The 24,495-nt window shown below is 38.7% G+C and carries 26 protein-coding genes; 14 read left to right on the forward strand and 12 right to left on the reverse strand.

Going from position 1 to position 24,495, the window contains the following annotated elements; all coding sequences use genetic code 11:
• Positions 1–43: 43 nt before the first annotated feature.
• The gene (locus ACRWQL_RS19475) at positions 44–811 is read left to right on the forward strand and encodes a 1-aminocyclopropane-1-carboxylate deaminase/D-cysteine desulfhydrase (protein WP_434951717.1); all 768 of its coding nucleotides are present in this window, start codon (positions 44–46) and stop codon (positions 809–811) included.
• A gap of 291 nt (positions 812–1,102) precedes the next feature.
• On the opposite strand, the gene ACRWQL_RS19480 is transcribed toward ACRWQL_RS19475, so the two are convergent.
• From ACRWQL_RS19480 to ACRWQL_RS19495, 4 genes are all read right to left on the reverse strand, one after another.
• Positions 1,103–1,276 (reverse strand): hypothetical protein, encoded by a 174-nt coding sequence (locus tag ACRWQL_RS19480; protein ID WP_226415678.1) that lies wholly within the window; start codon positions 1,274–1,276, stop codon positions 1,103–1,105.
• A gap of 523 nt (positions 1,277–1,799) precedes the next feature.
• Entirely contained in the window at positions 1,800–2,477 is a 678-nt protein-coding gene (locus ACRWQL_RS19485) for a ChrR family anti-sigma-E factor (RefSeq protein ID WP_434951719.1), read from the reverse strand.
• Positions 2,470–3,120: a sigma-70 family RNA polymerase sigma factor gene (locus ACRWQL_RS19490; protein WP_434951721.1), complete on the reverse strand. Its 651-nt coding sequence runs from the start codon at positions 3,118–3,120 to the stop codon at positions 2,470–2,472. Before ACRWQL_RS19490 ends, ACRWQL_RS19485 begins: the two co-directional genes overlap by 8 nt.
• A gap of 137 nt (positions 3,121–3,257) precedes the next feature.
• On the reverse strand, positions 3,258–3,845 hold the full coding sequence (locus ACRWQL_RS19495; protein ID WP_434951723.1) for an LON peptidase substrate-binding domain-containing protein: 588 nt from the start codon (positions 3,843–3,845) through the stop codon (positions 3,258–3,260).
• 445 nt (positions 3,846–4,290) lie between these two features.
• On the opposite strand from ACRWQL_RS19495, the gene ACRWQL_RS19500 reads away from it, so the two are divergent.
• Positions 4,291–5,232 carry a chemotaxis protein CheV gene (locus ACRWQL_RS19500; RefSeq protein ID WP_434951724.1) on the forward strand — a complete coding sequence of 314 codons (942 nt, stop codon included), beginning with the start codon at positions 4,291–4,293 and terminating at the stop codon, positions 5,230–5,232.
• Between the two features lie 40 nt (positions 5,233–5,272).
• On the opposite strand, the gene ACRWQL_RS19505 is transcribed toward ACRWQL_RS19500, so the two are convergent.
• The 3 genes from ACRWQL_RS19505 to ACRWQL_RS19515 form a co-directional block, all read right to left on the reverse strand.
• Positions 5,273–5,455: a DUF6435 family protein gene (locus tag ACRWQL_RS19505; protein WP_226415683.1), complete on the reverse strand. Its 183-nt coding sequence runs from the start codon at positions 5,453–5,455 to the stop codon at positions 5,273–5,275.
• A gap of 193 nt (positions 5,456–5,648) precedes the next feature.
• Complete coding sequence (locus ACRWQL_RS19510) at positions 5,649–6,305, reverse strand: hypothetical protein (RefSeq protein WP_434926198.1); 657 nt, start codon at positions 6,303–6,305, stop codon at positions 5,649–5,651.
• 69 nt (positions 6,306–6,374) lie between these two features.
• Entirely contained in the window at positions 6,375–6,734 is a 360-nt protein-coding gene (locus ACRWQL_RS19515; protein WP_226415686.1) for a DUF2750 domain-containing protein, read from the reverse strand.
• A 221-nt stretch (positions 6,735–6,955) separates the two neighbouring features.
• Between ACRWQL_RS19515 and ACRWQL_RS19520 the strand changes: the two genes are divergently transcribed.
• From ACRWQL_RS19520 to ACRWQL_RS19545, 6 genes are all read left to right on the forward strand, one after another.
• Positions 6,956–8,164, forward strand: coding sequence for a lytic murein transglycosylase (locus tag ACRWQL_RS19520; protein ID WP_434951726.1), 1,209 nt, complete (start codon positions 6,956–6,958; stop codon positions 8,162–8,164).
• 90 nt (positions 8,165–8,254) lie between these two features.
• Entirely contained in the window at positions 8,255–8,737 is a 483-nt protein-coding gene (locus tag ACRWQL_RS19525) for an FKBP-type peptidyl-prolyl cis-trans isomerase (RefSeq protein WP_226415689.1), read from the forward strand.
• 60 nt (positions 8,738–8,797) lie between these two features.
• Entirely contained in the window at positions 8,798–9,025 is a 228-nt protein-coding gene (locus tag ACRWQL_RS19530; RefSeq protein WP_226415690.1) for a DUF3389 domain-containing protein, read from the forward strand.
• A gap of 39 nt (positions 9,026–9,064) precedes the next feature.
• Positions 9,065–9,736, forward strand: a complete 672-nt coding sequence (locus tag ACRWQL_RS19535; protein WP_434926196.1) for an alpha/beta hydrolase — start codon at positions 9,065–9,067, stop codon at positions 9,734–9,736.
• 333 nt (positions 9,737–10,069) lie between these two features.
• A complete protein-coding gene (gene ushA / locus ACRWQL_RS19540; protein ID WP_434951728.1) occupies positions 10,070–11,776 on the forward strand; it encodes a bifunctional UDP-sugar hydrolase/5'-nucleotidase UshA in 1,707 nt (568 codons plus the stop codon).
• A 260-nt stretch (positions 11,777–12,036) separates the two neighbouring features.
• The gene (locus tag ACRWQL_RS19545) at positions 12,037–12,486 is read left to right on the forward strand and encodes an Hsp20 family protein (RefSeq protein WP_226415693.1); all 450 of its coding nucleotides are present in this window, start codon (positions 12,037–12,039) and stop codon (positions 12,484–12,486) included.
• Between the two features lie 146 nt (positions 12,487–12,632).
• On the opposite strand, the gene soxR is transcribed toward ACRWQL_RS19545, so the two are convergent.
• Positions 12,633–13,079, reverse strand: a complete 447-nt coding sequence (soxR, locus tag ACRWQL_RS19550; RefSeq protein ID WP_434926193.1) for a redox-sensitive transcriptional activator SoxR — start codon at positions 13,077–13,079, stop codon at positions 12,633–12,635.
• Between the two features lie 121 nt (positions 13,080–13,200).
• Here soxR and ACRWQL_RS19555 point away from each other — a divergent pair, with 121 nt between their 5' ends.
• The 3 genes from ACRWQL_RS19555 to ACRWQL_RS19565 all read left to right on the forward strand — a co-directional run bounded on the left by ACRWQL_RS19555 (position 13,201) and on the right by ACRWQL_RS19565 (position 15,060).
• Positions 13,201–13,620 (forward strand): VOC family protein, encoded by a 420-nt coding sequence (locus ACRWQL_RS19555; protein WP_434953438.1) that lies wholly within the window; start codon positions 13,201–13,203, stop codon positions 13,618–13,620.
• Positions 13,621–13,632: 12 nt separating this feature from the next.
• The gene (locus ACRWQL_RS19560) at positions 13,633–14,133 is read left to right on the forward strand and encodes a flavodoxin family protein (protein ID WP_434951730.1); all 501 of its coding nucleotides are present in this window, start codon (positions 13,633–13,635) and stop codon (positions 14,131–14,133) included.
• A gap of 429 nt (positions 14,134–14,562) precedes the next feature.
• Positions 14,563–15,060, forward strand: a complete 498-nt coding sequence (locus ACRWQL_RS19565; protein WP_434951732.1) for a fasciclin domain-containing protein — start codon at positions 14,563–14,565, stop codon at positions 15,058–15,060.
• Positions 15,061–15,216: 156 nt separating this feature from the next.
• Here ACRWQL_RS19565 and ACRWQL_RS19570 read toward each other — a convergent pair whose 3' ends face one another.
• The 4 genes from ACRWQL_RS19570 to sppA all read right to left on the reverse strand — a co-directional run bounded on the left by ACRWQL_RS19570 (position 15,217) and on the right by sppA (position 19,873).
• Positions 15,217–16,059, reverse strand: coding sequence for a hypothetical protein (locus ACRWQL_RS19570; protein WP_434951733.1), 843 nt, complete (start codon positions 16,057–16,059; stop codon positions 15,217–15,219).
• Between the two features lie 292 nt (positions 16,060–16,351).
• Entirely contained in the window at positions 16,352–16,603 is a 252-nt protein-coding gene (locus ACRWQL_RS19575) for a TIGR03643 family protein (protein ID WP_434926190.1), read from the reverse strand.
• 290 nt (positions 16,604–16,893) lie between these two features.
• On the reverse strand, positions 16,894–17,907 hold the full coding sequence (gene ansA / locus ACRWQL_RS19580; RefSeq protein ID WP_226415699.1) for an asparaginase: 1,014 nt from the start codon (positions 17,905–17,907) through the stop codon (positions 16,894–16,896).
• A 124-nt stretch (positions 17,908–18,031) separates the two neighbouring features.
• Positions 18,032–19,873, reverse strand: a complete 1,842-nt coding sequence (gene sppA / locus ACRWQL_RS19585; protein WP_434951735.1) for a signal peptide peptidase SppA — start codon at positions 19,871–19,873, stop codon at positions 18,032–18,034.
• A 163-nt stretch (positions 19,874–20,036) separates the two neighbouring features.
• Between sppA and ACRWQL_RS19590 the strand changes: the two genes are divergently transcribed.
• The 3 genes from ACRWQL_RS19590 (at position 20,037) to ACRWQL_RS19600 (ending at position 24,453) form a co-directional block, all read left to right on the forward strand.
• Positions 20,037–22,052 carry an FAD-dependent oxidoreductase gene (locus ACRWQL_RS19590; protein WP_434951737.1) on the forward strand — a complete coding sequence of 672 codons (2,016 nt, stop codon included), beginning with the start codon at positions 20,037–20,039 and terminating at the stop codon, positions 22,050–22,052.
• A 545-nt stretch (positions 22,053–22,597) separates the two neighbouring features.
• The gene (locus ACRWQL_RS19595) at positions 22,598–23,575 is read left to right on the forward strand and encodes a transposase (RefSeq protein ID WP_434951739.1); all 978 of its coding nucleotides are present in this window, start codon (positions 22,598–22,600) and stop codon (positions 23,573–23,575) included.
• Between the two features lie 287 nt (positions 23,576–23,862).
• Complete coding sequence (locus ACRWQL_RS19600) at positions 23,863–24,453, forward strand: hypothetical protein (RefSeq protein ID WP_434951741.1); 591 nt, start codon at positions 23,863–23,865, stop codon at positions 24,451–24,453.
• The last annotated feature ends 42 nt before the right edge of the window (positions 24,454–24,495 follow it).

The raw sequence follows: 24,495 nt of genomic DNA on the forward strand, positions 1-24,495 counted from the left end.
GGCTCAAGCAAATTCATTATATTCGCTATCGGTATTGGCAAAAATGAAAGGCTGGCAGCTAGATTATTATGTAAGTCATATTAGTGCTTATATAAAGTCACAATTACAAGCTACACCTGCTATTGTGTCAAATTTTACTCAAGCCCATCATAACGGTGCCAATATTATCCAAGTTGATTGGGACCAAGCTGAACTCAGTGGCTGCAAGCATTTGGATGAAGTAATAAACATATTTAGGCCTGAATACCTAAATCGATATTCTGAGCAACAAATACTGTTTATTCCTGAGGGGGGCAGATGTGAATATGCTAAAACGGGCATCTACCAGCTTGGTTGTGAAATTATAGATTGGGCTAAAGGACAAAATATATCCGCTCTTTCTGTATATCTTCCATCTGGTACAGGTACGACAGCAGTTTTTCTGCAACAGTATTTTATAAAAAAATGCCAAAAGGAAATAATTGATATTAAGGTATTAACTTGCAGCACTGTTGGTGGTGATACATATTTAGCAAATCAATTTTGTGAATTAAACCCAGATAAAACCCAGCATCCCACTATTATTAATGATGGCAATAAGTATCACTTTGGTAAGTTGTATTTACCCTTATTTGAGTTGTGGAACGATGTGCTAGAAACAAGTGGAATAGAGTTTGATTTATTATACGACCCTATTGGCTTGAGCGTGTTGAAGCGCTACATAGAAGCGAATCAATGCCAAGATAGGCAAGTTTTATATATTCATCAAGGCGGTTTGTTAGGGAATGCAACTATGCTACCCAGATATAAACGTAAGCTTGCTAATAGATAACTGATTGCTATATGCAGTATGTGTAGAGGGTATTAATATTGAATATATATTTTACTGCATAACAGACTATCTACCACTGCATTGCAACATAATAATGTCGTTTACAGATATATAAAAGTTATTTTCTTTAACAGAAATTATTGATAAGAGTTTTTGAGTGTGTGGTAAAGCGGATTTATCAGTTTGCCCTGTTGTTAATAAACGCCCGGTAAATGAGAGGGGAATACCGTTAGCCAGGTTTATTAAATAACAGAGCAAATGATTTACGCCTAAGCGTAGGGGATGTACTTATTACTTATTCGAACTAATCAGCCATTTCATAAAGTTTACGGCTTCAATGCGTTTTGAAAAAGTTGTTTTGTTTTTACCTTGTGAATCGGTAAAAGCAATTGAGTTTTTGTTTGATGAAATTGAATTAACAGGAAAGTTAACTGTAATTTCGTGTCCGTTAAATTGGTATGACATTATCATACTCCTTATAATTTATGCTCACCCTTGGGTGATGTAAGTTTTAACAATATAATTCCCTTAATATATTTCGTGTTGCGAAAGATTTAAGTTACTAGATTAAGTTACCTCATCAATCTTACACTAATCAAGTTTTTGCGTGAGAAATATGTAAAAAATTTAATTATTTATTAAAGATTTTTTCACAATTCACTCAATTATTTAATGTGTAGATAATACATCAAACTCTTGACTGTGATAGTTGACCATAGGTTTATGACAAGCCCATTACAGTGAGAATAAATATGTTCAAGGATACAAATTACGTATCAACATAGATAAAATCAAAGACACTTGTGGTGGTTTACAAAGGAAGTTGAGCAGACTTACGATAGGTAAACAGATAAACAAAGTAATTAAACTTTCATCATAATATAGATAAAAAATCTGCTTGGCAATAGATATTACTTATTTATTACCAAACAGCACAATCACAAAAATTATCTGTAATAAGCATCACAGTTAAGCTCAACATCCCACCTTAATAAATCAACTCACCAATAGGGTTTAACAGTTTGCTAAAACCTTTAGTAAAATACAATGGTGCGTCAACTATGGTGTAGCATAAACAACCTGACATTGTTTTAGGAGAATGTTCATGGTTCTCATCAAGTAGCATGAAGTCTCCTGGCTTATAACTGTTGAACTTATCACTAAATTCACCTGCTAATAGTAACGTTAGCTCAGAACCTTTATGGGTATGTTCAGGAATTTCACCGTCTGCAGCTATGTGTAATAAGCTGGCCCTTGCTTTTTCTTCACCTGTATTTAAGCGCAGGCGGCTGACTTTACCAATACCCTGCCACTGAGCGTTAATCTGATGTCTAAATGCTCTTGGTAAAGTATAAGACTCACCTTTAACTGATACTTCAAACGTACCCTTGTCTACTGGGCGATGTGGTGTTGAATCAAGTTCATCCAGTGTGCTATCCAACATTTTTTCTAACAACAAATCCATGTCTATATCTGTTGTCGAATCGTTGCTGAAACTATCAATGTTAAACTCTTCAACGGTTTGCTCATTGGTTAATAGTGATAAAGATTTGTGGCAAATATCACAAAGTTCGGCATGGGCTGAAACCGCCAATGACATTGATAGCGGTAGTTCTCCCTTAATATGAAGTAGTAATAATTGTTCGTTAGGATGATAATTAATCATAATGTTTCTCCATAAAGCCTTTTAACTTCTCTAAACCTAAGCGTAATCTTGATTTAACTGTACCTATAGGTATCTCGAGTTTGTCTGCCAATTCTTGCTGTGTCATTTCTTGCATGTATATGCCCTGTACAACTTCACGTTGTAAAGGAGGTAATTCGTTAACGTGAAGTAACAGAGTGCCTGTAAGCTTAAAATCATCTTCGTTATTTTCAGCATCATCTGACTCGAAAAGTGGCCAAATGTCATCACCAAATGAATCTTCACGGTTATGCTGCACTTTTCTGAGCATATCAAAACACTGGTTGCGCATAATCGTAAAAATCCAGGTGCTAACAGCTGCTTTATCTGGGTTATATAAATGCGCTTTGGTCCATACTCTGGTCATTGTCTCTTGTACCAAGTCCATTGCTAAACCTTGTTGGTGCAATCGCTGATTACCAAAAGCATTAATTTTAGAGCCAAAATGGCTAAATAATTTAGCAAAAGATGCTTTACATCGCACATTAGCCACTTTTAACATTAACTTAGCTAACTGATCTGCATCATGCTCTTTAGTATTAGACAAATTCATTACACCGTTTCGTTTTACAAGACTTGCCTTATCATAACGATTTTGTGCACTTTGTGATTGAAAATTTTCCATTATCTTCACTCGCGTCTATTTAATGGGCTTAATATATAGTTTTATACGGTGAGTAAATAAATTAGATCACTTTAAAATCACATAAATTAATAAAATAACATTCTTTAAATAACAATTGGTTAAGACGAAAATTTTTTCTAGCTGATTATATTTGCCAGAAATGTTTGTGCCATATGATGATCGTGACTGTTTATACAGCGATACTTTTCTGCTGCACTTATTGGAATGATTTCTAACCACCGCTGACATACCCATGACATATCTTGGAAATTTTCTTGCTGATAGTGGGCTAAGTGATCAGGGTATTCACTTAGTATGTCTTTAAGCGTGTCACTGAGTACTTTATCGGGTTGCTGAATCTTGTCGGGTCTGCTTATCGAATTTAGGCTATTGATATGCGACTCAGGCCAATCTTCAATCATTTCTACATTTGCTCGTTTCAAACCATCGTGTTCAACGCTAACATCTTTAATAATAAATTTGTGCTCACCGCGGATGCTAATGCCTAATAGGCCATCGTCGAGTGTTTCAAAGTCAATGATTTTGCATAAGGTACCTATAGGAAGAATTTCTTTTTTATCATCACTGAGCATACACAATCCAAATCCATCTCCTGTTTTGAGTGACTCTGTGACTAGACGCTTATAGCGAGCTTCAAAAATGCGCAACTGACTATACCCTTGAGGTAATATACAGATCGGCAAAGGAAAAATTGGAATTATCATAACCAGCCTTTATATGAACAATGTAAACTAACAATTTATACGAGCTTAATAGGTAATTGATCACATTCGTTTTGCCGTTTTATTCAAATTTGATAGACGTTAATTGCGTGAATGGGCGTGTTGTGTGTCTGCAGCGGTTTTAATGATTAGCATTAGCCGTTTTGTAATTATCATGTCTGCATCTTTTAACCATAATGTTTTCCACGCTTGATGTTACACCTCTAAAAACAGTGAGCTTTTATCATTTTGTTGATAATATTTTTGTTAAATTGTAATTAAACAAAATGAGCTATAATCTCATTATTAGGAAAAAAATAGCTTAGATACTAAATCTAGTCATCATAGAGTCATCTTTTTGCTGATTTATGTTTATAATGATAAATATGATGTGTAGTGCCTAGCGTAATTAGTCACGACTTGTATTTATAGATTGGTGGTAGGTTTAATGAAGAAAGTGCTCGATAGTGTTGATCAACGTACTAATCTGGTGGGTGAGAACCGCTTGGAGTTATTGCTGTTTCGAATTAACTCAACACAGCTATTTGCAATCAACGTATTTAAAGTAAAAGAAGTCGTTAAAGTGCCATCTTTAAGCGCTATGCCGGGCAGTAATAATAGTATCGCTGGAGTGGCTAACATTAGAGGCACTTCGATACCTGTGATTAATTTACGCGGCGCTATTGGCTTTTCTCCCTTACCAATTACTGATGACTGTAATTTAATTATTACTGAGTATAATCGCAGTATACAAGGTTTCTTGGTTGGTAAAGTGGAACATATTGTTAACTTGACCTGGGGTGACATTATGCCACCGCCTAAAATGGCAGGTAAAAACAATTATCTAACTGCAATCACTCGTTTAGAGGACCAAGGTCAATCCCGCTTAGTATCGATAATTGATGTAGAGAAAGTCCTCGCTGAAATCATTAACTATGATATTCGGTTATCGGATGGTGTTTTGGATGAGGCTTTAGCCCCGCAAATGCCTGGTCGTAAAATATTAATTGTTGATGATTCAAGTACTGCCAGAAGACAGGTCAGAGAAACACTCAGTCAGCTGGGCATTGAAATTATTGAAGCGTCAGACGGGTTGCAGGCGTTGAACTTACTTAAGTCCTGGGCGAATAATGGCCAAAATGTCGCTACTGAATTATTAATGATGATAACGGATGCTGAAATGCCAGAGATGGATGGCTATAAGCTCACTTCTGAAGTGCGTGCAGATCCTCGAATGGCTTCGTTATTTATCACATTAAATACGTCTTTGAGCGGCAGCTTTAATAATGCAATGGTTGAAAAGGTTGGCTGCGATGCTTTTATTTCGAAATTTCAGCCTGACTTATTAGTAACAGGTGTTCAAAATAGGTTAAGAGATATTCTGGGGTAAGCTTTCAAATGGCTCATTACGAGCCTATGAGTAATATAGTTTAAAGAGGCTTTTTCTGATTTTCTAATGCACTAATCTCAGCCTCTATTAGTGCAGCTTCTGCTGTAATCATAGAGTAAGATTTAATATCGCCATTGCGCTGCGCGTGCATCGCTTTTTCAAGTTTTGACTCATAAAGTTTAGTGAGTTTTTTTATCGGGTCTTGTCTGAATAATGAGAACATTTTGATCACTTGTTTGTGGACGATACTTATTTGTACGATAGAACATTGTTTTTGGTTTCGTTGGATGTAAGATTATTCCCCATAACGAGAAGCTTCGGCTATTTTACGGCAAATTATTAGTGCTAACTATTGGTTTTTCTCTTGAAACGACGTTTATAGTAAGTCAAATTCTGCGAAACTGTTAGTCTGTAATTTAGCGGTCTAAATCTTCAAGTAGTTCTTGTAGAATTTTTTGTTGCATACTTTTAGTCACGCCAATATTAAGTCTGGCGAGCTTGATTGCATGACCAAATTGATCTTTACCTAAATAAGTCACCAACTGCTTTAAAAACTCTTCATCTAACGCCAATACTTGACAGTAATGCTTAATGCCTTGATTTAGGTTGTTGAATTGTAAGCCATCAAATTCGAAGCCTAAGGTATTGGTCCCTGCAAACAAGGGATCATCTTCAAAGTGATTATCATCAATACTTAGCGCCCAGCCTAAAGCATTGATTCTTTTTTGAGCAATCTTGAACATCATCCAAGCGCTCTTTTTAAAGCCCCCAAAAATTCTACAATCAAATTCAGATTCTGCTAATTCTTGTTCGGTCCAATTAATGCCAATTGCCAAATCCTTATGGTATCGCTTCATTAACTGATCTTTAACCGCTTCACGACAATCCCAGATAGAGGTTAATAGGTGCTTTTGTGCCAGCAACTTACATTCTTGACATGCTGGGACGGTTAATGATGGGTGAGGAGTATGCGCCATACGCCAATAAGGCAACTCTGCATGGCAGGGTTCATCACAAAACCAACACATGTGGCGTTTATCGAAGGGAATGTCGACCATAGTAGGGTTTGTCATATTGGATACTTAAGCAAAAGGTAATGGGCAAATGCACTGAAATGAATATCCCAGTGCAAGTAACAATAATTAATCTTTTTCGATATCAACTAAGCTTTTTGCTAATACAATTGGGTCTATTTCAAAACACTCTTGATCGCTTTCCCAGTTAACACCCACTAAAACGCCATCATCATTTAAGTCGCCAACCCAATACTCAAGAAAGTCGACCAAAGTGATACTAACCGCTGTATATTCAGCCCATTCTTCGGTGCAATGACTTTTGGCAGTAGCTTCTGACGACCACAGTGGCATAACATCAGTTTCTTCAAACTCAGATGAATCACACACAACCCATCCTTCGCCTGTTTCGTCCTGAAGACCCCAAACGATTTGGTGTTTTTTTACACTTTCGATGAAGCTAGTTAACGTCGGGTTTTGTTCGGTCATGATCATTCTCATTAAGTGAAGTTAAAAACGGTTTCATTATACTGAATACCTACTTTAGCTCAAGTTGGTTATGCCTAATGCTGATGGCTATTTCAGCTAACACACTTTTTATATCGTAAATCGGTCTTTTTAAGGTTATTAAGCGCTTGTGAAGTTGATAGCAATCAGTCACGATATTCACACAATCTTATTTGTTATTATTTGGGTGCCACTTGAGTCTTATGCGCGTTAATTTATCCATTACAGCATTATTATTAAGCGTCAGTTTCTCTCATTCAGCTATAGCCAGTGCTGATTTTGCACAATGTGTGAGTCAATTACAGTTAAAAGCAAAGCAACAGGGTATTTCACAGCAAACAATTGATACTACGGTGGCTAACTTAAGCTTCATTCCTAGGGTGATTGAGCTCGATAACCAGCAGCCTGAGTTTACCACCACATTTAAAGATTATTATGACAAGCGTGTAACCGATTGGCGCATCAAAGAGGGACGTAAACTCTATGTCCAGCACGGCCAGTTATTGAGGCAGTTAACCACTAAATATGGTGTTCCGGGTCAGTATATTGTTGCGTTCTGGGGGCTTGAAACTAACTATGGAAGCTATAAAGGGAATATGTCAGTGCTTAACTCATTAGCTACTTTGGCATGCGACCCTCGACGCAGCGAATATTTTACTCAGGAATTGATGCAAGCTTTAACCTTAAAAGAGCGCTATCAATTTGCTGATAAAGATATGGTTGGATCATGGGCGGGGGCAATGGGGCATACCCAGTTTATGCCAACTAATTATCTTAAGTATGCAGTTGATGGCGATGGCGATGGCAGAGCAGATTTATGGAATAGTACCGCAGATGCATTAACCTCTGCGGCCAACTTTCTGCAACAATTAGGTTGGAAAGCCAATGAGCGTTGGGGACGGGAAGTACAGTTACCGAAAAATTATGATTTTGCCTATATGGGCAGTAAGGATACAAAATTATTGATTGATTGGGCTGGGCTAAACATAAAGCAAACAAGTGGCAAGCCGTTATCAACACCTGACATGCAAGCGGCATTATATGTGCCTGCAGGCCATACAGGACCAGCCTTTTTAGGTTATGAAAACTTTAATGTGATAATGCGCTGGAATCGTTCTGAATTTTACGCTATTGCGGTGGGTAAACTAGCCGATCAAATTAATGGTGGCGCTGGTATTTCTCATCCTTTACCAAATCATCCCCGTTTAAACCGTGAAATGGTGCAACAGTTGCAACAAAAACTGACTGATGAGGGTTTTGATGTGGGTAAACCAGATGGTATTTTAGGTCGAAACTCTGTAATAGGATTACAAGCTTATCAGCGTAAACATGGTTTAATAGCGGATGGTTATCCAGATAATGCTACATTTGAGAAGTTAGGCATAAGCTTAAACAAATTGCCGACCCCATAAGCATTTGTTAAGCTCTTCCGACTTTTTTAATAGCCGTTAACTGTATAATCGACAGTTGACGCAAATACAGATTAATTTTAAGGATACGTAATGAGCATTAAAGACAATATGGTTGTGCAGTTTAATTACACGCTGCGCGATGAAAAAGGCGAAGTGCTTGAATCAAATGAAGGCCGCGATCCGATAGCTTACCTTCATGGCAACGATAACATGATGCCTGGTATTGAAGATGCTATTACCGGTAAAGCAATTGGTGACAAGTTTACTGTCACGCCTCCGGCAGCTGACACCTATGGTGAACGTCAAGAAGGAGCTGAGCAACGCGTCTCTGTTAAGCATTTATCAGGTGCTAAAGTATGGAAGCCAGGTATGGCTGCAATAGTTAATTCTGATCAAGGTCAACGTCAAGTGACTATAGTTAAAGTTGGTAAGTTTATGGCCACAGTGGATGTTAATCATCCATTAGCGGGCCGTGAATTAACCTTTGATATTGAAGTCGTTGGTGCACGCGATGCAACTGATGAAGAAATCGCCCATGGTCATGCCCATGGCGCCGGTGGTCATCAGCATTAATTAGCCGATTTTCTCCCAAGCCTTCAATAGACTTGGGAGAAACTTTTATTAAGTACCCATATGATCCTCGAATTCTCCCAAGGTAAGCTCATCATTACCCCTAATGAAATACAATGTCGTCTTTTTGAAAATCATATTATTCTCAGCGCAGTTGTCGATGATATAAGTTGTTTTCATCATGGATTAGTCATAGCGGCTGATGCTGGTACGGTGAAATGGACAATTAAACTGGATAATCCACAACAGTTTGAACAATTGTTACAAGAAACCGGTATTCACGCTCAATAATATTCAAAGTACACCACATACAAATAGATAAGGAATCACATGACTCAATCATCTCTAGAAGCCATTGTCGTTGAACCTAGCAATAAGGCTTCATCTTGTGTTATCTGGTTACATGGTTTAGGTGATTCAGGTGCCGGTTTTGCTCCTGTTGTACCTGTTTTAGGGTTACCTGGCGATCATGCTATTCGGTTTGTTTTCCCACATGCACCAGAACAAGCGGTAACCATTAATGGGGGTTATATCATGCGTTCATGGTATGACATCAAAAGCATGGACTTACATGATCGTGCAGATATCGCAGGTGTGCAGGCATCAGAGCTACAAATAAAACGTCTCATTGAGCAACAGATTGCAGCGGGTATTCCAGCAAACAAAATAGTGTTGGCTGGTTTTAGCCAAGGTGGTGTGATGAGTTTGTTCACTGGGTTACGCTTTGAGCAATCTTTAGCCGGAATTATGGCTTTATCCTGTTATTTACCCGGTGGCGAGCATTTACCGGAACAACTTGCCCAGGCAAATAAACACACACCAATCTTGCAAAATCATGGTGAACAAGATGAAGTAGTGCCATTATTTGCTGGCAAAATGGCATACGATGCCTTGAATAATGCGGGTTATAATAGCGTTTGGAAAACCTATTCAATGGCGCACAGTGTTTTGCCTACACAGTTATCTGAAATAGGTCAATGGTTGAAAAAAGTATTGAATTAATCTTTACCACACAACTGACAGAACTGTTCTCTATGCGGGATAATGGTGCGTTGTTGGGTTGTATATAAAATAATCTTTGTTTATAAAGGCTTAACTTCATTATTGGGTTAAGCCTTTATTGTTTACTGCATAGGTATAAATCTGATAGGGTTGCCCTGTTCTTTATTTACGACAGTTTTTCATGTAACTCATTGTTAAGATTGCACTAAATGTCATTGTTTTGTCATAAAGTTGTCACGTGTATCCCTCATTGTTTGGTATCATTTTAAGGTGAATTTAAAGTTCGCTTATTTATACAAATAAATACAAGATAAATAATAAATGGGGTTACATATGTCTAAAGTGTTAATAAAAGGAATGCTGGCATCAGCTGTGTTAGTTGCATTAATGGGCTGTAATAGTGACGACGATGCAAAAGTGCCTACCACCTGCGCAGAAGCTGGAGCAGATTGTAAAATATTTACCGTTCTTCATACCAATGATAACCATGGTCGCTTCTGGGAAAATACTAGTGGTGAATACGGTATGGCAGCGCGCAAAGCCTTAATCGATCAAATTCGTGCTGAAGTGAGTGCTAATGGCGGTGAAAGTATACTGTTATCTGGCGGCGATATTAACACCGGCGTACCTGAATCAGACTTACAAGATGCCGTTCCTGATTTTATTGGCATGAACGAAATTCGTTATGACGCCATGGCAGTGGGTAATCATGAATTTGATAACCCATTAGCAGTATTAGATTCACAACGCTCTATCGCTAACTTTCCAATGCTAGCGGCCAATATCTATCATGCTGATGGCACTACACGTTATTTTGAACCCTACAAAATATTCGACGTTAATGGCGTACGCATTGCCGTTATTGGTTTAACAACTAAAGATACTGAGAAGTTAGGTAACCCAGAATACATTCAGGATATCAAGTTTACCGATCCAACCACAGAAGTGGCAAAAGTGATTGCTGAAATTAAAGCGAACGATAGTGCAGATTTAATTTTTGCCACTACCCATATGGGACATTATGCCGATGGCAAACATGGCAGCAACGCCCCAGGTGATGTTGAAATGGCAAGAACACTTGCTGCAGGTGATTTACAGGCGGTAATTGGTGGGCATTCACAAAACCCAGTGTGTATGGAACCTGGCACGAATGAATACGCTGATTTCAAACCTGGCGATGACTGTGCACCTGATATGCAAAATGGCACTTACATCATGCAAGCCCATGAGTGGGGCAAGTATGTGGGACGTGCAGATTTTGAATACTTCAATGGTAAATTGAACCTTGCTAGCTATAAGTTGATCCCAGTTAACTTGAAGAAAACAGTTGAAGATGCTGAAGGTAAAAAAACCACAGTATTTATTGGTGAAGAAATTGTACCTGATGCAGATTTAAAGCAATTACTGTCTTATTATCAAGCAAAAGGTCAAGGTCAATTAGGCGAAGTGATTGCTGAAACTGACGCTAAACTTGAAGGCGATCGCGCTATTGTACGTGGTGAGCAAACTAACCTAGGTCGTTTAATTGCAGAAGCACAGCGTACTAAAGTTAATGCCGATTTTTCTGTAATGAACTCAGGCGGTGTACGTGCATCAATTGCAGCGGGTGAAATCTCGTATCGTGACGTATTAACCGTACAGCCGTTTGGCAATATGGTTACCTTAAACACACTCACAGGTGCACAAGTTTCTGAATACTTAGCTACAGTGGCGACATTCCAACGTGGTTCAGGTGCTTATGCACAAATTACTGGCGTTAAAATGACTGTCGACTGTGCAGCAAGCACTGTTGATATCAGTGAAATCAATGGTGAAACGTATGCTGCCGATGGTAGCTACACCTTCACTGTACCAAGCTATAATGCTGCAGGTGGTGATGGTTATCCAAAACTTGAGTCAGTACAAACAGGCTATGTTGATGCTGAGGTGCTTTATACTTACTTTAAAGATAAAAGCATGATTGTTGCTGCTGATTTCGCACCAGTAGGTGATATTGTTTACACTAACTCTAATAGTGTTTTAGGTTGTCAGTTAAACTAATTCTCAACAGACATTAACATTTGCAAGATGAAATTGTTAATGCATAAAAGACAGCTAAGTTAGCTGTCTTTTTTTTAGTATTTTTTATTTTCCCCTTGAATTAACAAATCCCATCCCTATATTTTATTTGTAACAAGATGATAGTTAAAAACGCTCAACAGAGGTTTTGATATTTTGTTATCCATTGTGCCGAAAGGGCAATGAAAACTCGCCAATAATGGCTTAATTTTTTACATATTGCTTTAGACAAGGATATGATTATGCGTAATTTTTCTATTTCTCCAGATTTAACCCCACTATACCGTAGCGCTATTGGCTTTGACCGTTTAGCCCAGCTTGCGGAACATGCCGCAGCGAACAATGGCAACAATGGCTATCCTCCATACAACATCGAATTGCTCGGTGAAAACCTTTATCGCATTACCATGGCTGTTGCTGGTTTCAACATGACTGAACTTGATATCACTAGTGAAGGTGAAAAGTTATTAGTTAAAGGTAATAAAGCTAACACAAAAGATGAACGTAAATATCTTCATCAGGGCATTGCTGAACGAGGTTTTGAACGGGTATTCCAGCTTGCAGATCATGTCAGAGTCGTCGGCGCTGAGTTAGAAAATGGATTGCTGAATATTGATTTGGAACGTGAGATCCCAGAGGCAATGAAAGCCCGTAAAATTGAAATTACTCGCTCTCGTATACTCGAAGAGTAACCCTTAATTCATAACACGTTTCATTGTTCTCAATTTCCTCCCAAATTAGATGAATAGTTTCATCAGGGCTTAGTCGAAGTGACTAGGCCCTTTTTAGTTTTTATGTGGTGAGCAATATGGCTTAAATTGCTATCAGTAAGCTTTTTTTAATTGGTTATATCCAATAATACAGCCCCATTACCTTTGGTGGCCAAGGTATCGTTCGGGTTATAAATAGGGCAGCTAGTCATCGACAGGCAACCACAACCAATACATCCTTCAAGTGAATCCCTCAAATCTTCTAATGCTGCAATTTGTTTATTTAATTGCGTTTTCCACGTTTGCGACAGTTGAGTCCAATCATCTTTGTTTGGGGTTCTTTGATCAGGTAAATGACTAAACGCGGTTTGAATATCCTGCAGGCTAATCCCGAACTGTTGAGCCGCTTTAATCACAGATACCCGTCGTAACACATCACGTTGATAACGACGCTGATTACCTTGATTACGCAATGATTTAATTAGCCCTTTTTGCTCATAAAAATGCAATGTCGATACCTTAACACCACAACGTTTAGCCACTTGTCCCACAGATAGATCGTACTCGTTCAACATATTTAAGCCACACACGGAAAATTAAGATTATTAAAATAACGAAAAAAACGCTTTACCTCAAGTTAGCTTGAGGTTTTATGCTGTGTCTAGTTAATTTAATTGGGATTAAAAATAAGGACATATCATGCATTTAGAGCATATAAATATCGTTGTAAAAGATTTAGATCAAACATTAGCTTTTTATCGTGCTGCCATGCCTCATTGGCGGATAAGGGGAGGCGGCGAGTCAACGTGGTACGGCGTACCACGTAAATGGGTACATTTTGGTGATGACAAACAGTACTTATCTTTTAATGATTCTGGAACAGGCAAAGTACGAGAGCTAGCCTCTAATGAAATGGGTGTAGCCCACTTTGCTTATGTAGTTGCTGATTTAAACAGTTTAATAGCACGTTTAAACAATGCAGGGTTTGAAGTACGTATTTGGGGTGGAAATGATCCCCATGCTAAAAGTGTGTATTTTATTGACCCTAATGGTTTTGAAGTTGAGTTTGTTCAGTACCTAAGCGACTTGCCGTTGGAGCGTAATATCTATCAATAACAAGGAAGTAATATGAGCACTGCAATTATTCTTGGCAGTTGTCGAAGTAACGGAAATACGGCAAGACTTGTTAGACAATATCAGCAAGCCGCTACATCAAACGTCAGTGTGTATGACTTAAATACCTTTAGTATCGGAGAGTTTGATTATGCGTATCAAAACCAATCCGATGACTTCAACTCGCTATTTAAACAGCTACTGACATACCAGAAACTCGTTTTTGCGACGCCAGTTTATTGGTATTCACCCAGTGCAAGGATGAAAATATTTCTCGATAGAATTTCAGACCTACTCAGTCAAGACAAAGAGATGGGTAGAGCGCTACGGGGAAAGTCAGTAGCCTTGTTAGCAACGGGGGGCGATGTGGAAGTAAAGCATTGCTTTGAAGAGATATTCATTCACACTTTTCGCTACTTAGGTTGTCCTTATGAAGGAATGTTATATATTCCATTTGATGGTGATATGCCCAAAATACCCATGGACATATCAGTTAATAGGTTTGTTTTAAACTAAAAAGAATTATAGCCGCGACAAGATAAAAGGCGACTTAGTGTATATCTTATCTGCAATCAATGAGCCTGGAGCGCTGCCTAGCATATACCAGACTTACAACAAAAAATGATTAAACCAACTATTGTAGTGGCGTAGGTTTAGCGCTGTTGAAGTGGTAAAAATTTTAGCGTGCTTGTTATCATGAAAGTTATCAAACTGTTATCTATAGGAATTTGCATAGTTGTTAATAACCTATTGGTCGCTGTAAACAATTGATTAATTGATGATTAATAAGATGGCACTCTGTTGTTAGGTCTGATTTTTAATAGTGATGAACCCTTTAAAAGTAATTGATATGTAAATTGAGTGATCTTTATCCTTTAATGCTTCGTAAAATACAGCGACAACAAAACTTAACTCTCTACAAAAATCTCAAAAAAGGAAAATACAATGTTAAAGAAAGCAATTACAACACTATCGATTATCCTTGCCAGCTTTGCGTTTGTGACCACTTCTTATGCAGAACATCATGGCATGAAAAAAGACATTGTTGATGTCGCTGCTGAAAATGGATCTTTTAACACTTTAGTCGCTGCGGTAAAAGCGGCTGGGTTAGTTGAGACGCTTAAGGGAGAAGGTCCGTTTACAGTGTTTGCACCAACGGATGAAGCTTTTGCAAATCTTCCGTCCGGTACTGTTGAAATGTTACTAAAACCAGAAAACAAAGATAAGCTAGTCGCTGTATTAACATACCATGTAGTATCAGGAAAGGTATTGGCGGCAGATGTGGCTAAAATTGATAGTGCTGCAACCGTTCAAGGTGAAATGGTGATGGTAAAAGTTACTGACGGTAGAGTCATGATAAACAATGCTAAAGTTATTATGGCTGATGTTGCTGCAAGTAACGGTGTAATACATGTAATTGATACAGTATTACTGCCTAAGTAACACATTCGAAGTCAATCCGTTGTAAATATTCCTAATCTGGGCGTTGATGATAGATAACACCCAGATTATTATTTCTTTTTGCCGTTACACAGAATCTTTTACAGGCTTGTTTTACAGGCACATATCGACGCTAATCAAACAGAGTGAAAATAGTATTTAACGCCAATCGCTGTCCAACCAATTAAACATAGTCAGGCTATAGTTAATTGAAACTAATAATTGTTTCGTTTGATCTGGCAAATCATTTTTTAGCCAAATTTTAGGCTTACCAACAAAAGATAAAGCACCAACTTGTTCTTTATTATCAAAAAACTCAAGTCCTGAGCTTAATGATCGCCATGGGGCTGAATGTCTCTGCTCAATAATATCCCCCTTTTTTACTAAACTTACATTCTGTGAAATATCTTCGACTTGATAAGACCGATCATCGCTTTTAACTTGAACTATTGTTGTTTGATTTTGATAAGATTTTAATGTTAGCTGCCAAAGTTTTTGATTGTGTGTGATAGCACATACTAGGTATGTTTTTAACCGGGTATTATGACTAGAATGAGAACTTGGACCAGAAAATTCAATATCATTTGCTTCTGTCTCTTTAGTCAAAGACTGCGAAAAAATTTCACATTTTGATGTAGAAACATTTTCATCATTTTGTTGAAGGGTGAAAGAAAACCTTTGTGTATCATCAACTTCATATTCTGCGCTAATGAATGAAAGAGCATCATCAAAAAGTATATAGTTGATAAAACTTATGTCTTTCTTTCTATCAACTAAGTTTTTTTGTGAGCTTTTCCAGGATGTTTCTGCGTTTACAACGGAATAGATACCCAGATCATTGTTATAAACTGAATCAGGGATCCTAAAGCTAGGATTGTCCAGAATGATGACTGTCGAACTAGTCTGAAACTCATTAGAAAGAGGAATTGTTTGATCTATTGTAGATACACAGGATGTTAATAGTGGCAAGGAAAGCGCTATTTTAAGCAAATTTTTAGTCATATATTTATCTTTAAATGATCCTAAACTATCACTCAACAAGGAAGGGAAGTTGTTTTGAGTATTAAACTCAGATTGATAAATAGTATTAATAATTCAACACTCTGCCTTTTAAATACCCGTTTTGCAAAGCTTTAATCAGAGAAAGGATAAGTTTACTGCTAGGGTGGGAGACTTTGCATGGTTATGTTTTGGTGAGGCTGAGTGGACAATTATCGATTCTGGATTAAACCGACCTTATATTATGTAAACAGCAGGTCGGAATAGAAGATGTATCTAATTATAATCGCTCGTATTAACGCTGTTTATATTGGGTTGGGCAATAACCTCTGCTTATTTCAGGGTTTCTGAGCTTTAAATGCTTTGTGTTGCGGCCACTGACCCTTTCACGCCACAGTTTGAAACTTTTAGGTTTAAGGCGACTGCGCATAAATTTAATCACTAAAGGTTCATTCATTCCGAACTGCAGCTCTATTGCTTCAAAAGGCGTTCTGTCTTCCCAAGCCATTTCTATAATTCTTGATTCTTCGCTTAATGAAAATGACATGGCACTACCTTGGATCAGTTAATTATTTCTATAAATACTGTAACGCCAAGGAAGAAGATCAATTTATACAGTAAATTGAGCAGAATTTTCTACTTTGTATACCTAAGTTGATGTGGTTGATAATTAACTTAGGCCGCAGAGGAGGATTGTCAGCTATCAATTTAATTGATGTGAAATATAAAAACTCGCTGCTAAATTAAGATAATGACTTTAGTACACCTATTTCGCAAATATGACTACTAATCCTGTAAGCGAGTTTTTATCAGTTTATCATCAGATCTTAACAGTGATTAGTCTGCTGACAGCTCACCAATCAAGTTCATTTGCATCGATTTCTTAATTTCTTCTGGTGTCAAATTTATTGAAAGCAAATAGTGTAATTTTGCTAATGCTGCTTCAATAGTCATATCCATACCACTTATTACGCCAGCCTTAGCTAATGAGTTACCTGTGGCATAACCGCGCATATTGACTTTGCCCTGAAAACATTGAGTCAGGTTCACTAGGACTATGCCACGCTCATCGGCCTGTTTTAATGCCTGTAAAAGCAGTGGGTCCTGTGGTGCATTACCCACACCAAAGGTAAGCATGATTAATGCTTTAACCGGTTGCTGTAGAATATTGTTAAATATCTGGGTTGAAATTCCGGGATATAAAGTCACTACCCCAATAGGCTGCGGTTTGATATTAATTACATTTAAAGGCGAGTTTGTCGGCTGAGTGATTTTGCCTTCTTTGATATTAATCTTAATACCCGCCTCAAGTAGTAGCGGGAAGTTAGGTGAGGCAAATGCATCAAAGCCATCGGCATGGGCCTTAGTTGAACGATTACCTCTAAACAATTTATTGTTAAAAAATAAACAGACTTCTGCTATTGGGTAATTGGCAGCGATATACAATGAGTTTAATAAGTTTGTTTGACCGTCAGAACGAAGCTGCGCTAAAGGAATTTGAGAGCCAGTGACAATGACAGGTTTTGATAGCCCTTGTAGCATAAATGACAATGCTGAAGCGGTATAAGCCATAGTGTCGGTGCCATGTAATATGACAAAACCATCGTATTTTTCATAATTAGCTTTTATGTCATTAGCGATGAGTTGCCAATCCGTAGGCGCCATATTTGAAGAGTCAATTAATGGGCTGTATTCCTGGATCACAAAGCTTGGCATTTCTTCGTGATAAAACTCAGGCATAGACTGAACGCAATCGGTTAAAAAGCCAGAAACAGGTGCAAAACCATTAGCGGTTTTTTGCATACCTATTGTTCCGCCCGTATAGGCAACGTAAATAGCGCGTTTAGTCATGGATTAGCTCAAATTAGATTAATTTTACATAATGTGTAAATTATACGAGTTATATTGTCGAATCGATATAAAAAAGCCTGCTAAGCAGGCTTTTTTTACATATTTAATAATTCTATGCTAAAAACTAGAAGTCACATTGCTCGCAGTAAAGGTATACTCCCTGCGGGTCATCAAACTTAGCAAAATCTTCAATCACGCCACTCCACTGAGCTAACATAGTTTCGAGTATGGATGATTTATGCGCAGATACTGGTATATAAGCCGCTGAGGCGCCTATTAACTGCTGAATAAACTGTTGTTCAGTAGTCAATTCCTGTTCAATTAATTTGGTATCAAACTTATCCATTTCAGCCAGTTCTGCAGCTTTTGCGATAGCTTGTTTCATGTCGCCAATTTCATCAACAAGACCTAATTCAAGTGCACGGTTACCTGTCCAAACACGGCCCTGGGCAATATTATCAACTTGTTCAAGTGTCATATTACGCTCGGAGGCAACAAGAGAAATAAACTCATGGTAACCACGTTCTATATGACGTTGAATAACGGCTTTTACATTGGGACTTAAACTGCGAGTAGGTGAGAGACCAGCCCAATCAGATGTTGCCACGCCGTCTGAATTAACACCCAAATGGCTTAGGGTATCTTCAAAGGTGGCAAACATGCCAAAAATACCAATTGAACCGGTGAGCGTCGTCGGAGTTGCATAAATATAATCAGCACTTGCTGAAATCCAGTAACCGCCAGACGCGGCTAAACTTCCCATACTCACAACAACGGGTTTACCTGCATTTTTAAGTGCCAGCACTTCTTGGCGTATTTGCTCCGAAGCAAATGCACTGCCACCAGGGCTATCTACCCGTAACACCACAGCTTTTACTTTATCGTTTAGGCGAGCTTTACGCAGGTATTCAGACGTGGTTTCACCGCCAATTTGTCCAGCGGGCTGGGCGCCATTAAGAATGTTACCTTTTGCGACAATAATGCCTACTGAATCATTTTCAATAAACTGAGGTAGCGGTGCCGTGAGTGATAGGTAATCATTGAAACCTATTTGACGGTATGAATTACCTTCTTTATTGCTACCGACAAGTTCTATCATGGCGAGGCGAAATTGCTCCGCAGAAACAAGCTCATCAACCCAACCCATATTCATTGCCATCAATGCACTGTCACCGTTTGCTTTATCTAACTGAGCTAAATAAGCATCGGTATCAAGCACTAATTGCTCAGGGCTAATGCCGCGGTTTTTAGTAACAATAGTTGAATAGCTTTGCCAAATATCGCCCAGCAATTCATCACTCGCAGCTTTGTCAGCGTCAGACATGTCATCACGAATAAAAGGTTCTACCGCTGACTTGAAAGTACCAACACGAAAAACATGGGTGTTAATTTTAAGCTTTTCTAGTGCAGACTTATAGTAAAGGCGATAACGGCTTAATCCATCAAGGCTAACCATGCCTTTAGAATTTAAAAATAAGGTGTCTGCATAACTCGCAAGGAAGTACTGGTTTTGACTGTAACCATCCTCCATTGCAATCACTTTTTTACCGGCAGCTTTAAACTCAGTTAACGCATCGCCAATATTAGTCATTTTGCTTACACCTGCCGAGCGTAAGTTACTTAAATTAAGTACTATGGTGCTAATTCGTGTATCTAGGGTGGCGTTGTTAATCACATAAAGCACATCCGCTAACAGAATTTCAGCATCGGGATTATCATTGCCCTGTGCTAACACAGCTTCAAAGGGATCAACAAAGCGTTTTTGATCGACTATATGACCAGATAAATTGAGCACTAAGGCTGTTTGATTGTCGAGCACAATTTCATCTTCTGAAGTCATGACCGCAATAATGATGATTGCTAATATGCTGAAAAAAATAAAATTGATAATTAATTTTCTTATAGTGTTCACTGTATTCCATAATAAGGTGAACAACCTTTTTAAAAACGGGGGTTTAGTGGACATTTACCACTCCTATAACATTCTAATAATGTCATCCTAACTGAAAATGGATTTAAATGGTAAATTCAATTGTAAACGTTTTTGACAATCCGCTGTGTCAATGATTGAGCTTTATCAAAGTTAAGGTTATGCTGGTTTCAATCACTTGTTTAAAAAGGATGTTTGAATGTCGTTTCCACACATACTAGAACCTTTAGATTTAGGCTTCACGCAGTTGAAAAACCGCGTGTTAATGGGCTCTATGCACACAGGCTTAGAAGAAGAAAAAGGCGGATTTGAGAAACTGGCAGCGTTTTATAAAGAACGAGCCGCTGGCGGAGTAGGTTTAATTGTTACTGGCGGTATCGCGCCTAATATGCGCGGACGTCTTGCGCCACATGCATGTCAATTAAGCTTTCCCTGGCAAGTCAGGAAACACAAAATTGTTACCGATGCAGTGCATGACGCTGGCGGTAAAATCTGTATGCAAATTTTGCATGCGGGTCGTTACAGCTATCATCCTTTTAGCTTGGCGCCGAGTAAAGTTAAATCACCGATCACGCCTTTTACCCCTTCGGCTATGTCATCAAGACAAGTTAATAATACCATTAAAGATTATGCCAGCAGCGCTAAATTAGCCCGTAAAGCAGGTTACGATGGTGTTGAAGTGATGGGATCAGAAGGGTACTTGATTAATCAATTTATCAGTTCTCGTACCAATAAAAGAACCGATGAATGGGGCGGCAGTTATCAAAACCGGGTTAAGTTTCCTTTAGAAATAGTCAAAGCTATCCGTGACAAAGTCGGTAAAGATTTCATTATCATTTTCCGTTTATCTATGTTGGACTTAGTCGATAATGGATCAAGCTGGGATGAAGTAGTTGAACTGGCGAAATCATTAGAAGCCGTCGGCGTGAGTATTATCAATACTGGTATTGGTTGGCACGAGGCGCGAGTACCGACAATTGCTACCAGTGTCCCAAGGGGCGGCTTTGCATGGGTGACTGAAAGATTAAAATCGGAAGTTAGCATACCTTTAGTTGCTACAAACCGTATTAACACCCCCGAAATTGCCGAACATATTATTGCCTCTGGTCAAGCGGATATGGTGTCTATGGCACGGCCATTTTTAGCAGATGCTGAATTTGTTAATAAAGCAGCGGCTAATCAAAGCGAGTTAATTAATACCTGTATTGGCTGTAATCAGGCTTGCCTTGATCATACCTTCTCGATGAAGCGCGCCACTTGTTTAGTGAATCCGCGTGCGTGTTATGAAACAGAAATTAACTTTACCCCAACCCAGGCGAAGAAACGCATTGCCGTGATGGGCGCAGGTCCTGCTGGCATGGCTTTTTCCGTCTATGCAGCAACTCGCGGCCATGATGTGGTGTTGTTTGAAGCGAAAAGTGAAGTGGGCGGCCAGTTCAACTTGGCGCGTAAAATCCCTGGTAAGGAAGAGTTTAATGAAACCATTCGCTACTTTACCAATCAGATTAAACTGCTGAAAGTCGATTTACGTTTAAATACTAAGTTAGATGCCCAAGTATTGAAGCAAGAACACTTTGATGAAGTGGTTATTTCTTCAGGTGTAGTGCCGCGTAATCTTAAGCTAGAAGGCTTTGATGATCCCCGTGTGGTTGATTATCAAAAGGTGCTTAATGGCGAAGTTGAAATTGGTCAAAAAGTCGCATTAATCGGTGCAGGTGGTATTGGTTTTGATATGGCGCATTTTTTATGTGAAAAAGAGTCTTCTACATTGCAACCCGATAAATGGTTAAAGCAGTGGGGCATTGATAAAGAGTATCAGAATCGTGGTGGACTGACAGAAGAAGCGGAGCATCACCCAAGCCGTGAAATCTATTTGCTACAACGCAAAACCACTAAAATGGGCAAAGGCCTAGGCAAAACGACTGGTTGGATCCATCGCTCAGTGCTTAAACAGCATGAAGTTAATATGATGACCGGAGTCAGTTATGAAAAATTTGACTCACAAGGGCTGCATATTAAAGTCGGCGATGTATCTCAAATTCTTGCGGTTGATAATGTCGTGCTATGTGCGGGACAAGAATCAAATCGCACCTTAGTGGATGAAATGAAAGCGACAGGGCTACCGGTTCATCTTATTGGTGGTGTTGATGTTGCCGCTGAGTTAGATGCTAAACGTGCGATAAGACAAGGTGCTGAATTGGCTATGTCAATTTAGATCTTGGATGAGGCAAGTCGCTATTTTAAAAGCCTAACATTCTGTGTTAGGCTTTTTATTTATCCTTAAACACAGTTTCCGGTACTAAAGGCAGTGGCCACGGGTATAGCTTAATTCAACTAGCAATATACAGTTTGTCGTCTGGCCTTAAACCTATATAGGTTTATTCAATTACATCATAATTCTACCAAAAAAGAGACTATAAGCGGGCGTTTACGTCATACCTCCCATCATAATAGACTAAAGCTCCAGCACATTTTTACGCCATTCCTTGTTAGAGATGCCAATTCGCCGATTTCAACTTAATGAATAAGCTCTAGCATCATGGCTCAGCATCATGGCCACCCATTCCTGCTGGCTGGCAGTATCATGGCCACCCATTCTTCCTGCTGGCTGGCAGTATCATGGCCACCCATTCCTGCTGGCTGGCAGTATCATGGCCACCCATTCCTGCTGGCTGGCAGTATCATGGCCACCCATTCCAGCTGGCTAAACATTAACCACTCAACTACGCTTTATGTACCCTTCCTAAATGGTATTTGAAGATGGCCAGACCAAGACAAACTATCGTTAGCTTAGAAGATACACCTTACTATCACTGTTGTTCGCGTGTGGTGCGTAAAGCTTTTTTGTGCGGTTTTGATAACTCAACAGGTGAAAACTTTGAGCATCGACGCGAATGGGTTGATGCCCGTATTCTTGAATTAGCGACAATTTTCGCCATTGATATTTGTGCCTATGCCGTCATGAGCAATCATTTACATGTAGTGGTTAAAGTGGATGCTGACAAAGCAAAACAGTGGTCAGATAAAGAAGTGCTAATTCAATGGCACAAAGGCTTTAAAGGTACTTTACTGACACATAAGTTCGTAAAAGGTGAAGAGCTGAATGAATTTGAATTAAAGACGGTAAACGACAGTATCATTCAATATCGCCAACGTTTGATTGATATCAGCTGGTTTATGCGCTCACTTAGTGAGCCAATAGCCAGAATGGCTAACAAAGAAGATAAATGTACAGGTCGCTTCTGGGAAGGTAGGTTTAAATCACAAGCATTATTAGATGAAGCAGCAGTATTAGCCTGTATGGCCTATGTCGATTTGAATCCTATTCGCGCCCAAATGGCTGCTACCCCTGAAAGCTCAGACTATACCAGTATTCAGCGTCGAATAAATTCAGCGATAAAAGGTGAGCAACCAACAGAATTGTTGCCTTTTGTGGGTAATGAGCGTTTGAACATGCCTAATGGGTTAATGTTCAGCGTAAAAGACTACATAGTACTGGTTGAAGATACCGGCAGGATAATTCGACAGGATAAGCGCGGTGCCATTAGCGCAAGTAGTCAGGATATTCTCAATCGATTAAATATACCTGCTGAAAACTGGTTAAAAATCACTACCGAGTTTGGCGCATTATTCAAAGGTGCGGTAGGAGCTTTACCTGCATTAACTGACTATTGTGACCATTTAGACCGAAAACGACGACAAGGCGCAGCGAACTGTCAGCGCTGGTTGTGCGCTTAACCGTTAACTTTCCTCCAAATAACTTTCCAATTCATACTTGAATGATATCAAGTATTTCTGCAGTGTTAAATTCACTAGATGACTAATCAACGACTAATATAGCGCTAATTTTCAGCAATATCGATTCAAATAATTGGATTGAGTATCTAGAAAAGAACTGTCGTAAAAGGGATCAAAACGGGTTATGTTATTTTCTTAAAAATGGGTGGCTATGTTTTAGGTGGTTAGCCTCATCAAGAAATCAGCTCTCTTTGATTCCCCCAAGGTGTACTGTTAGGAGTTTTATAGTGCTTAAAATCTTTAAAATTTTAGTATTAGCGATTGTTATCTGTAAACCTGTGTTTGCAGACTTCGAATACAACCCTACAGATTATTTGGGTGAGGCGTCAGTAGAGGTGATGAAAACGGTCCCTCTACTAACAATTAATAATTTTAGTAGAAAGAATAAGACGATGGATTTGCTTCATATTAATGATATTTGCAGGATGACTACACAAGATTCTATGACTGGAAAAGAAGCCTCAGTAATTGATACAATTCTTCGACGAGAAAATATAGATAAGAAACATTTTCAAGAAGTTGGGTTTGTAAATGTAGATTGTGCTTCAAACAACTTCATCGTTGATGCAATGATCAAAAGTATACCAACACTTGATAAATTAATTGAATATGGCTTTAATTTTAATAGACCACTTCAGTATCAAGGTAAGGTTGGAACAGTTTTAGATGTCGCTGCATTAATGATGGAAAAATATAAAGCTGAAGGAAATGATGAACAGTTTCGTCAGTGGCGTATGAGGTATGGAAAATTTAAAAGAAAAAAATACCTAACCTGCAAAGAACAAGGAATTAAATGTTCAATTGATATTGGAAGATAATGTTTTTTTCACTCTAAGCTTAACTAAGTTTACTTGACCACT

Origin of the sequence: Shewanella sp. HL-SH4 (assembly GCF_051164845.1) — a bacterium.
Taxonomy (GTDB): domain Bacteria; phylum Pseudomonadota; class Gammaproteobacteria; order Enterobacterales; family Shewanellaceae; genus Shewanella; species Shewanella glacialimarina.